This window comes from Escherichia sp. KCJ4928 (genome assembly GCF_004352695.1).
Taxonomy (GTDB): domain Bacteria; phylum Pseudomonadota; class Gammaproteobacteria; order Enterobacterales; family Enterobacteriaceae; genus ECMA0423.
On record NZ_SJWV01000151.1, the window covers coordinates 1 to 10,117 of the forward strand.

General features: G+C 50.1%; 12 protein-coding genes. 4 read left to right on the plus strand and 8 right to left on the minus strand.

Going from position 1 to position 10,117, the window contains the following annotated elements:
* Positions 1–282 precede the first annotated feature (282 nt).
* Positions 283–906: a transcriptional regulator RcsA gene (gene rcsA / locus E0D98_RS17965; RefSeq protein ID WP_000103987.1), complete on the plus strand. Its 624-nt coding sequence runs from the start codon at positions 283–285 to the stop codon at positions 904–906.
* Between the two features lie 43 nt (positions 907–949).
* Here the strand turns inward: rcsA and dsrB are convergent, their stop codons facing one another.
* Entirely contained in the window at positions 950–1,138 is a 189-nt protein-coding gene (gene dsrB, locus E0D98_RS17970; protein WP_000867217.1) for a protein DsrB, read from the minus strand.
* Positions 1,139–1,300: 162 nt separating this feature from the next.
* On the opposite strand from dsrB, the gene yodD reads away from it, so the two are divergent.
* Together yodD and E0D98_RS17985 are read left to right on the plus strand one after the other, a co-directional pair.
* Positions 1,301–1,528: a peroxide/acid resistance protein YodD gene (yodD, locus tag E0D98_RS17980; protein ID WP_000844800.1), complete on the plus strand. Its 228-nt coding sequence runs from the start codon at positions 1,301–1,303 to the stop codon at positions 1,526–1,528.
* A 297-nt stretch (positions 1,529–1,825) separates the two neighbouring features.
* Entirely contained in the window at positions 1,826–2,641 is an 816-nt protein-coding gene (locus E0D98_RS17985; RefSeq protein ID WP_000491498.1) for a mannosyl-3-phosphoglycerate phosphatase-related protein, read from the plus strand.
* On the opposite strand, the gene dgcQ is transcribed toward E0D98_RS17985, so the two are convergent.
* The 3 genes from dgcQ to E0D98_RS18000 form a co-directional block, all read right to left on the minus strand.
* The gene (gene dgcQ, locus E0D98_RS17990) at positions 2,638–4,332 is read right to left on the minus strand and encodes a cellulose biosynthesis regulator diguanylate cyclase DgcQ (RefSeq protein WP_001317160.1); all 1,695 of its coding nucleotides are present in this window, start codon (positions 4,330–4,332) and stop codon (positions 2,638–2,640) included. The two genes, E0D98_RS17985 and dgcQ, sit on opposite strands and share 4 nt — an antisense overlap.
* A gap of 170 nt (positions 4,333–4,502) precedes the next feature.
* On the minus strand, positions 4,503–4,685 hold the full coding sequence (locus E0D98_RS17995) for a DUF2158 domain-containing protein (RefSeq protein ID WP_000009307.1): 183 nt from the start codon (positions 4,683–4,685) through the stop codon (positions 4,503–4,505).
* 78 nt (positions 4,686–4,763) lie between these two features.
* Complete coding sequence (locus E0D98_RS18000; RefSeq protein WP_000922682.1) at positions 4,764–5,681, minus strand: DUF808 domain-containing protein; 918 nt, start codon at positions 5,679–5,681, stop codon at positions 4,764–4,766.
* Positions 5,682–5,853: 172 nt separating this feature from the next.
* Between E0D98_RS18000 and yedA the strand changes: the two genes are divergently transcribed.
* Positions 5,854–6,774, plus strand: coding sequence for a drug/metabolite exporter YedA (gene yedA / locus E0D98_RS18005; RefSeq protein ID WP_001212217.1), 921 nt, complete (start codon positions 5,854–5,856; stop codon positions 6,772–6,774).
* Here the strand turns inward: yedA and vsr are convergent.
* From vsr to drpB, 4 genes are all read right to left on the minus strand, one after another.
* Positions 6,763–7,233 carry a VSPR family DNA mismatch endonuclease gene (vsr, locus tag E0D98_RS18010; protein WP_000786004.1) on the minus strand — a complete coding sequence of 157 codons (471 nt, stop codon included), beginning with the start codon at positions 7,231–7,233 and terminating at the stop codon, positions 6,763–6,765. The two genes, yedA and vsr, sit on opposite strands and share 12 nt — an antisense overlap.
* Positions 7,214–8,632: a DNA-cytosine methyltransferase gene (gene dcm, locus E0D98_RS18015; RefSeq protein WP_050877033.1), complete on the minus strand. Its 1,419-nt coding sequence runs from the start codon at positions 8,630–8,632 to the stop codon at positions 7,214–7,216. The genes vsr and dcm overlap by 20 nt, the downstream gene beginning before the upstream one ends.
* 66 nt (positions 8,633–8,698) lie before the next feature.
* Positions 8,699–9,394 (minus strand): phosphohydrolase, encoded by a 696-nt coding sequence (locus E0D98_RS18020; protein ID WP_131890803.1) that lies wholly within the window; start codon positions 9,392–9,394, stop codon positions 8,699–8,701.
* 39 nt (positions 9,395–9,433) lie between these two features.
* Entirely contained in the window at positions 9,434–9,715 is a 282-nt protein-coding gene (gene drpB / locus E0D98_RS18025; RefSeq protein WP_001297704.1) for a cell division protein DrpB, read from the minus strand.
* Positions 9,716–10,117: the final 402 nt, after the last annotated feature.

Genomic DNA, 10,117 nt, shown 5'->3' on the forward strand with positions numbered 1-10,117 from the left:
ACGTTTATCATGTTATCCTAAGGATTATCCGAAAAATAATACCTACGAACATCTTCCAGGATACTCCTGCAGCGAAATATTTGTTTTAAGCTCACTCACATATCGCAACATTTACTTTACTTTAAGACAATTCCAGGCAAATTATACAACACTTTACGGGATAGTAAGTCCGCCTGAAAAATCGCGAGAGTGGCGCATTAGGTGACCCATGTTGTTCCGTTTAGTCATGATGAAATATTCAGGTAAGGGGAATTATCGTTACGCATTGAGTGAGGGTATGCCATGTCAACGATTATTATGGATTTATGTAGTTACACCCGACTAGGTTTAACCGGGTATCTGTTGAGTAGAGGGGTTAAAAAAAGAGAAATCAACGACATTGAAACCGTTGATGACCTTGCCATAGCTTGTGATTCACAGCGCCCTTCAGTGGTGTTTATTAATGAGGACTGTTTCATCCATGATGCTTCTAACAGTCAGCACATCAAGCACATCATTAATCAACATCCCAATACGTTATTTATCGTTTTTATGGCAATTGCCAATGTTCATTTTGATGAATATCTATTGGTCAGAAAAAATTTATTGATAAGTTCTAAATCGATTAAACCGGAATCTCTCGACGATATCCTTGGCGATATTCTGAAAAAAGAGACAACGATAACCTCTTTTTTAAATATGCCGACGTTATCATTGAGCCGAACCGAATCGAGTATGTTGCGAATGTGGATGGCAGGTCAGGGAACCATTCAAATCTCTGACCAAATGAATATCAAAGCCAAGACCGTTTCATCGCATAAAGGTAATATTAAACGTAAGATCAAAACGCATAATAAACAGGTTATCTACCATGTCGTCCGACTGACGGATAATGTGACTAATGGTATTTTTGTCAACATGCGCTAACACATTCTGACTGGTGGTTTCCCACCAGTCAGGCTGAATAAGATTACTCTGCTTTCTCCACAAAGATACCGTCCTGATGCCCTGCTTCATTAAAGAACCAGATGCCGAGCGGGTAGTCTTCCAGCGAAACCAGGTACATTGTGCCTTCACTAAACTCCTCAACTGCCAGTACCACGCCAGGACGACGCGGACCGCCATCCGTTTTGACTGTTACCCGATCATTCACCTTCATCGTTTTCCTCCTGTGGCTTTGTGCCAGTGTAGAACAATTTCGTTTTTCTGGCAGCGCCAGGCGCGCGCGAGTGCTGATTTTCTCGACGGTCTATACTTAAGAGATGCCAGGCGGACTTAACTACTGGCGGCAACAACAGAGTAACGGTTGCGAGGAAAGATGATGAAAACCGCAAAAGAGTACAGCGATACCGCAAAACGTGAGGTCAGCGTCGATGTCGATGCCCTGCTGGCGGCGATCAATGAAATTAGCGAAAGCGAAGTTCATCGCAGCCAGAACGATTCTGAACACGTTAGCGTCGATGGACGTGAATATCATACATGGCGTGAATTGGCGGATGCCTTCGAACTGGATATTCATGACTTCAGCGTCTCTGAAGTGAATCGTTGAATGCACAATAAAAAAATCCCGACCCTGAGGGGGTCGGGATGAAACTTGCTTAAGCAAGAAGCACTTAAAAAATTCGTTACACCAGGAAATCTGATGTGTTCATCACCTTATCCGCAATTTTTTTCGCTGACAAGAAAATATTCGCGATATGAATGATTAACGCTACTTATGAATAGAAATGTGACGTGCGTCACCCCTTGGTGGCTCTGGCGTCAACGGGATCGCTCCCGAAAAAATCATCTTTGATTATTTGTGCTGTTTTGAGAATCATCCTGGTAAGGGGAGAACTGCGCGACCATGTTTTCAATTCAACAACCACTACTGGTTTTTAGCGATCTTGATGGCACCCTGCTGGACAGTCATAGTTATGACTGGCAACCGGCTGCCCCCTGGCTCAGCCGTTTACGCGAAGCGAATGTTCCCGTCATTCTCTGTAGCAGTAAAACATCAGCGGAAATGCTGTACTTGCAAAAAACGTTGGGGCTACAAGGGTTACCGCTGATTGCCGAAAATGGCGCAGTGATCCAGCTTGCTGAACAATGGCAGGATATAGACGGTTTTCCACGCATCATCTCAGGTATTAGCCATGGCGAAATCAGCCAGGTTTTAAATACGCTACGCGAGAAAGAACATTTTAAATTCACGACTTTCGATGATGTCGACGATGCAACCATCGCCGAATGGACGGGATTAAGCCGTAGCCAGGCGGCGCTGACGCAGCTGCATGAGGCGTCGGTAACGCTAATCTGGCGCGACAGTGACGAGCGTATGGCACAATTTACCGCTCGTCTGAACGAACTGGGCTTACAGTTTATGCAGGGTGCGCGCTTCTGGCACGTCCTGGATGCCTCTGCCGGAAAAGATCAGGCTGCCAACTGGATTATCGCGACCTATCAACAATTGTCAGGCAAACGCCCAACCACACTTGGCCTGGGCGATGGGCCAAACGATGCGCCCTTACTGGAGGTAATGGATTACGCGGTGATTGTGAAAGGGCTAAACCGTGAAGGGGTGCATCTGCATGATGAGGATCCGGCCCACGTCTGGCGAACGCAGCGTGAAGGACCGGAAGGATGGCGTGAAGGGCTGGACCATTTTTTCTCCGCCAGTTAAGCGTTATCGCTCGCGAATACCCGATTACGCCCAGCCTGTTTAGCGAGATAAAGCCGACGGTCGGCCAGTGACTGGAGTTGTTCAAAATCATAATCACCGGTTTCCTCGCTGCTACTTACCCCCAACGAGGCACTGATGCGTATCGTCGTACTCTTAGCAATCAACATCTCTTTTTCATTTAACTTCAGGCGAATACGTTCTGCGACTTCCGCAGCCTCCGTTAGACTCGCGCCTGGCAGAATCACACAAAACTCCTCACCACCGACCCGCCCGGCAACGTCCTGCGCACGCAAGGAACTGCTAATTAATCCGGCAGCATGAGAAAGAACACGGTCGCCCGCCTGATGACCAAAGCGGTCATTAATCGCTTTAAAATGGTCAAGATCGACCTGAATGACAGAAAAAGGATGTTGGTGCGTCTGACACAATTTAGCGAGCGGACGGGCTTTTTCGAACAGTGCGCCACGATTATATAAACGGGTTAAGGTGTCGTGCCACGCCTGCCACTGCAACGAGCTTTGCAGAACATACATGTTGCTGACCATCCGGCGAATCACATACCAGGAGATGAGTAACATGGTGGTAAAGAGCGCCCACAGCAGGGTTAATGCAATGCTGATACTACCGAAATCGCCGCGCACGCCTTCGCTTAGCGTATGGACGCGCACCAGCACACCGTCGAAATGGTCCAGACGTTCCCAGCTAACATAGCGACTGTCCATACGAATGCCGCCCCGCGTGTCATGTTCCATCGCCTGCGCCAGCAAGGCCAGTTCACGAGGATCAAAAATATTCCCTGTTGGATGGTCAGGATTGGAAGAGGTCAAAAATCTCAGCTTACTGTCATAGAGCTGATACTCACCATCGAGGTTTTTATCGATGGCGTTTCTTAAAAATTGCTGCATGGTACGCACGGGAATACTCATCCCCAGCACGCCATACCAGTAGTTATTACTGTCTACCGGAACACTGACGGTAACCTGCGGTTCAGTATTGCTGGCGTGTTCCGGTTGCGAAGTAAACCAGCGTACCGCGCGGTGACGATTTTCTCGTTGCGAATGGCCGATAAACCAGGGTTGGGTGACATAGCCGTAATAACGCGTTGGTACATTGCGGGTAAACAAGGTCGGCTGCGTCGAAACGTAAAATCCGGCACGCGAGACATACATCGCCTGTTCAACCATCGACGAGGTGTTGTGCGCCAGTCGCAGCAAGTAACCAACTTCCAGTGCAGCGGTAATTTCATTGTCGAGGCTTTCATTTTCGCGAGACAGGAGATTCCCCTCGCTGACTAATGCATCCGATACGCCATTGACTGACAGGCTGCGTCGTCGGTTGAGTTCAATTTGCCAGGCGTGCTCGTCGCGATGCTGTTCGAACTCGGTTACAGCATTACGCAGTGAAGTGAAATCCAGTGGCGCTACGAGAGCTTCGCGCATGCCATTACGCAAAAAGATCAGTTTGTCGACGTTATACTGCAAATGCTTATCGAGCGCGTTGGCTACGTTTTCCAGATGATTACGCTGGCTGGAGATATAGGCATCTTCCAGCACTACCACTTCACGCCAGGTCAGCAAGGTGGAAAAAAGCAATACCACGATAAAGCAGAGATTAACGACATGACCAGGCCCCAGGCGGCGTGCGAGTTTTTTCAACCAGCTCTGGTTTTCCATTTTTGTCTCGTGCTGCACCCTGACGACTCCCAACCTGCTTTTTTATGATTCTGGCATAACCTGGCGATAGCGTACCGCAAAACAGCGATAATTTTATAATGGTGGCATGATAAGACGCGACTATCATTCATTGCAGGCATTGGCACACCAGGCCGGAAGTGATCCGGCCTGGTGTTAATGATACCCTTTCAAACTTCTTCCGCAGAACGACTCCCCTCCCCCGGAACAAGCTCGGTTTCATGAAAAGCTTCCCGCTTGACCCCGTAACCGTCATACCAACGACACTCAACCATACCGCTGGAGTATCCGGTGACAATCATCCGCGGGCCGCCCTCTTTAACCGTAACTTCCTCACTAACCATAAAGCTCATACTCGCCTCCTTTTTTCGAGTGAAACTTGTTCACCTTAGTTGAAGATGGCGAATTTTGCATAATAGCCTGTGCGAGTATTAATGTGCCTGACCGCGTATTTTCGCTACGGCTTTCACTCCCAGCACCACGATGCCGCCGATGATAAATCCAAGAATCAGATTTAAAACAGTCGGTAATATCATCGCCACCACTGCACTTTGCTGCCCGGCGAAATGTTCAATGGCGTGATGCAGCGGCGCAATACCATGTACCACAATCCCGCCGCCGACGAGGAACATCGCCAGCGTGCCGACAATCGATAACGCCTTCATCAACCAGGGCGCAATGATCAATAACCCTTTACCTAATGCCTGCATCAGCGCGCTGGATTTTTCCGCCAGCCAATACCCCAGGTCATCAATCTTAACGATAACCCCTACCAGACCGTAGACGCCCACGGTCACTACCAGCGCGATGCCTGAAAGCACCAGCACCTGATTAAGCAACGGCGCTTCGGCCACAATCCCCAGCGTGATGGCGACGATTTCGGCAGACAATATAAAATCGGTACGAATCGCCCCTTTTATTTTGTCCTTTTCAAACTTCAGCGGATCCTGCGCCGCCAGCTTCTCCAGACGCTGCTGGCTCTGCGCCGGATCTTCTTTATGTTTACGCGCCTCCAGCATATGCAGCACTTTCTCTACTCCTTCAAAGCAGAGAAACGCGCCACCAATCATCAACAGAGGCGTAATCGCCCACGGGATAAACGCACTGATGATCAGCGCCAGCGGCACCAGAATCACTTTATTAATCAGCGATCCTTTCGCCACGCCCCAGACCACGGGAAGTTCCCGGTTGGCCCGCACGCCTGAAACTTGTTGCGCATTGAGCGATAAGTCATCCCCTAATACACCGGCGGTTTTCTTCGCCGCCAGTTTGCCCATCACGGAGATATCGTCCAGCAGTGTGGCGATATCATCGAGCAACGTCAGTAAACTACTCCCGGCCAAAAGCATTCCCTCTCATTTTTATTGTTGAAGGGTGTAAGTATGAAGCAAAAACGGCAGCTCTGATACTTGCTTCACAGGTCAACATTTTTTTAACAATCAAGTGCAATTATATCTCTCGCCAGCAGAATGATTTTCACGTTTACTATGAACCACCTTTTTATTTCCACCGTGAGGGATTATGCGTTTCCGCCAGTTGTTACCGCTTTTTGGCGCGCTGTTTGCGTTGTATATCATTTGGGGCTCAACCTATTTTGTCATTCGGATTGGCGTGGAAAGCTGGCCTCCGTTAATGATGGCGGGCGTTCGATTCCTGGCAGCCGGTATTTTATTGCTGGCATTTTTGCTACTGCGCGGACACAAACTCCCCCCGCTACGTCCGCTGCTCAATGCCGCGCTGATTGGCCTGTTATTGCTGGCTGTCGGTAATGGCATGGTGACGGTTGCCGAGCATCAAAATGTTCCTTCCGGCATCGCCGCCGTTGTGGTTGCAACCGTGCCCCTCTTTACCCTGTGCTTCAGCCGCCTGTTTGGCATTAAAACGCGCAAACTGGAATGGGTGGGTATCGCCATTGGGCTTGCCGGAATCATCATGCTCAATAGCGGTGGAAATTTAAGCGGCAATCCGTGGGGCGCGATTCTTATTTTAATCGGCTCGATTAGCTGGGCGTTTGGCTCGGTTTATGGCTCGCGCATTACCTTACCTGTAGGGATGATGGCGGGTGCGATTGAGATGCTGGCGGCAGGCGTGGTGTTAATTATCGCGTCGATGATTGCAGGTGAAAAACTGACGGCACTCCCTTCCCTTTCAGGCTTCCTTGCGGTCGGCTATCTGGCGCTGTTTGGTTCGATTATCGCCATTAACGCTTATATGTATTTAATCCGCAACGTTAGTCCGGCTCTCGCCACCAGCTACGCCTACGTTAACCCGGTGGTCGCGGTCTTGCTGGGTACGGGACTGGGCGGAGAAACGCTGTCGAAGATTGAATGGCTGGCGCTCGGCGTAATTGTCTTCGCGGTGGTACTGGTCACGTTGGGAAAATATCTCTTCCCGGCAAAACCCGTAGTTGCGCCAGTGATTCAGGACGCATCAAGCGAGTAAATGAATCCCCTGCGTGTCGATCTGCGCGCTGGCACCTTCGCCGCAGATCCACTCTTCCAGACGCTCGCTAAGCGCTTCATCCGTCAGCTTCTCGCGCCCACGTAACGCGCACTCCCAGACAATCAATACGCGCCAGCCGAGTTCCTGCAAGCGACTGATATCGCGGCGATCGCGCTCAACATTTTTACCTATCTTCTCCAGCCAGAACTCGGTTCGAGTCGCAGGCACTTTAAACAGATAGCAGTGATGATGGTGCCAGAAGCAGCCGTGGGTAAATATCACGCAACGATATTCATCAACGACAAAATCCGGGCGACCGGGCAGACTGGCGTCCTGAACGCGAAACGCCAGGCCCTGCCCGGTTAACAGACTGGCGAGGCGCTTCTCAATCGCCGTATCACGCGTGGCAATCGCGCGCATATTTTTGCTGCGAGTGGCCTTATCGTGAACGTCGGCCATGTTGTGCCTCTTGCTGACGCAACGCCACCGCCTGTTTGATTTTTGGCTCAAGCAGTTTTGCCACCGCGGCAAAGACCGGCACGACCACCGAGTTACCGAACTGGCGATAGGCCTGAGTGTCCGAAACCGGAATGCGGAATTTCGCTTCTCCCGGCGCTTCAAAACCCATTAAGCGCGCGCATTCACGAGGCGTTAACCGACGTGGACGATGTTGCTGATTCTGCGGATCGTCAAAGTCTTTCTCACCTTTGGCCATATCCCAGCCGCGATCGATTAAAATTTCCGCGCCATCTTTGTAATAACGCGCAGACAGCGTACGCGTGACGCTTTGCAGATTGTTCGGATAAACCATTCCATAACCGAAGCCGTTACCGCGCGCCTGATGTTTTTTCGCATATCGATAGAGGTACTTCCACAGCACCGGCGTCAGGATATATTTCGCCTCGACCATCGGGTCCAACAGCTGCGCCAGCGTCACTCGCTGCGCAGGGAAACATTCGCTGATATCACGCAGGGTAAAATCGGCTTTCAGATTCAGATCGCGACGAAAACCCACCAGCACGATGCGTTCACGGTGCTGCGGCAGAAAATGTTTACCGTCGATGATTTTCGGATCGTCTGGCCCATTATCTTCTGCATCAGCCACGTCATAGCCCAGTTCGTCCAGCGTCTGCATGATGATGCGGAACGTTTTACCCTGGTCGTGACTTTTCAGGTTTTTGACGTTTTCGAGCACAAACATCGCCGGACGACGCGCGTCGATAATGCGTACCACATCAAAAAACAGCGTGCCCTGGGTATCGCAGGCAAAACCGTGCGCCCGCCCGAGCGAGTTCTTTTTCGATACGCCAGCCAGCGAAAATGGCTGACAAGGGAAACCGGCCAGTAAAACATCGTGTTCAGGAATGTGTTTACGAATATGTTCCGCCGCCGCCTCATCACTCACGCCTTCTTTATGGCTGAGGGTGATGTCGCGGATATCTTCATTAAAATGATGCGTCGCCGGATCGCAATAATGGTTGGCTTTATAAGTGCGTACCGCATGTTTGTTCCATTCGCTGGTAAACACGCATTGTCCGCCAATCGATTCAAAACCGCGACGGATGCCGCCAATTCCGGCAAATAGATCGATAAAGCGAAACGCATAATGCGGATGATGTGCCGGTGGTTTGGGTAACAACGTTTGCAGATGGGCGAACTCTTTCTCACTTAAACGGTGCCATGCCGAGTCATTCGCCAGCGCACGTTTTAAAATTGCCGCGCTCCAGTGATTCTCACCCACACCATTAAGCTGCGCCACCAGCGTTTTAACATCATAAATTTGCAGCAGTTTCTCCAGCATTGCCTGTGCGGCATTCCCGGTGCTGTATGAATCGGTTACTGATATATTTTCCTGCATAGATTTAACCGGCCATCTGAGATGGCCGACAGGTTAACATAATTACAGCCATTTAGGGCCACGCGCTTATCCCGCGGGTGAAAACGCATCTATCACCTTGTGATCGACACCTTCATTCTCCCCCGCCAGTTCGGCACTGAGCTTCGCCATAAACTCGACTAAAAAATGCGCGTTGTGCTGCGCCAGCTGCTTGCCTCTTGCGGTTTGCATGGTTTGCGGTAGCTTCAGCAACTTAGTCTGGAAATGATCCAGCGCGTAGCGTTTATCATCAAGCGGGCGATGCTGTGCGAACGGATCTTCACCATCAAACAGCCCCACGCCCAATGCCCCTGAAACGGCAAACACGCGCGCCAGGCCAATCGCCCCCAGGGCTTCCAGCCGATCCGCATCCTGGACAATTTTAGCTTCCGTTGTTAAGGGGGCGATTTGCGCGCTGAAACTGTGAGCGGCAATGGCATGACAAACGGCCTCGATTTTCTCCGCCGGAAATTGCTCGAACTCTTCACGGAGCAGGCGACGCGTCTCTTCTGCCGCCAGGATTGAAGAACGCTGCCTTTGCGGATGATTTTTCGCCAGGCTCACAATATCGTGAAAATAACAGGCGGTTAAAATCACCAGCATATCGACATCGTCATCTGCCGCCAGCTTCTGTGCCGTAGCCCAGACGCGGCGAAAATGACACACGTCATGGGCCGCGTCCTGGTGCTGATGATGGTTTTTCAACCAGTTTTCGAACTGTGCCTGCCAGTGTTGTAAGTCCATACGCGCTCCGTTGCCAAAGAGTCGCCACCTTAGCAGTTTTTATTCATAGCGTCTGCTACGTGCGGGACGAGGTCGGGTGTACCAGGCAATGCTGCCTAACAATGCCCCGACCAGAGCCATAAATAAAAATCCGACCAGTGCCCCTAACCACTTTCCCGCGGTAGAGCCTAAATCGCTTTCAAATCCCGACACGGGGGCATCGGGGATCCGGCTCATCACCCAGATGTAACGCGCCATTGCCCAGACGAAATAGCCACACCATGTATAGAAAGCCCACAAAGCCAGTTTGCCACCAGGGCTGCGAGAGAGTCTCTCTTCCATCTTTGTCGAACCGTATTCCATTTTGAGATAACCCGGAAAATTCAGACTTAGTACTATTATGTGATAAAAGTCACATTTTTCCACATTGGATGAGCCAGTCAAGACTCACTCATTTTTTGAACAAATAGATAATTTTTGCGCAACGGCAGTGAATACAGGAAAAATCGTTTTGAGCGATTTTATTTATCTTTGAGATCGGCTTTATTAATTCATTTAATCAATATATTAGCACTGAATACAATTATACCTTTTTATTTTTCTGTGTCATGATGCCTCCGTTATTAGCCTTTTATCGTCTTGTTTATATTTTTTGGGCCGGCATGATGCCGGCTTTTTTTTATGCCTTCATTAATGTGCGCGTGATCACACCAGCCGTTTGGCGCAACAATCATTGATACCCCC

Coding starts and splice junctions, on each gene's coding strand:
- rcsA (WP_000103987.1), top strand. CDS start 283: ATGTCAACGATTATTATGGATTTATGTAGTTACACCCGACTAGGTTTA.
- dsrB (WP_000867217.1), bottom strand. CDS start 1,138: ATGAAGGTGAATGATCGGGTAACAGTCAAAACGGATGGCGGTCCGCGT.
- yodD (WP_000844800.1), top strand. CDS start 1,301: ATGAAAACCGCAAAAGAGTACAGCGATACCGCAAAACGTGAGGTCAGC.
- E0D98_RS17985 (WP_000491498.1), top strand. CDS start 1,826: ATGTTTTCAATTCAACAACCACTACTGGTTTTTAGCGATCTTGATGGC.
- E0D98_RS17995 (WP_000009307.1), bottom strand. CDS start 4,685: ATGAGCTTTATGGTTAGTGAGGAAGTTACGGTTAAAGAGGGCGGCCCG.
- E0D98_RS18000 (WP_000922682.1), bottom strand. CDS start 5,681: ATGCTTTTGGCCGGGAGTAGTTTACTGACGTTGCTCGATGATATCGCC.
- yedA (WP_001212217.1), top strand. CDS start 5,854: ATGCGTTTCCGCCAGTTGTTACCGCTTTTTGGCGCGCTGTTTGCGTTG.
- vsr (WP_000786004.1), bottom strand. CDS start 7,233: ATGGCCGACGTTCACGATAAGGCCACTCGCAGCAAAAATATGCGCGCG.
- dcm (WP_050877033.1), bottom strand. CDS start 8,632: ATGCAGGAAAATATATCAGTAACCGATTCATACAGCACCGGGAATGCC.
- E0D98_RS18020 (WP_131890803.1), bottom strand. CDS start 9,394: ATGGACTTACAACACTGGCAGGCACAGTTCGAAAACTGGTTGAAAAAC.
- drpB (WP_001297704.1), bottom strand. CDS start 9,715: ATGGAAGAGAGACTCTCTCGCAGCCCTGGTGGCAAACTGGCTTTGTGG.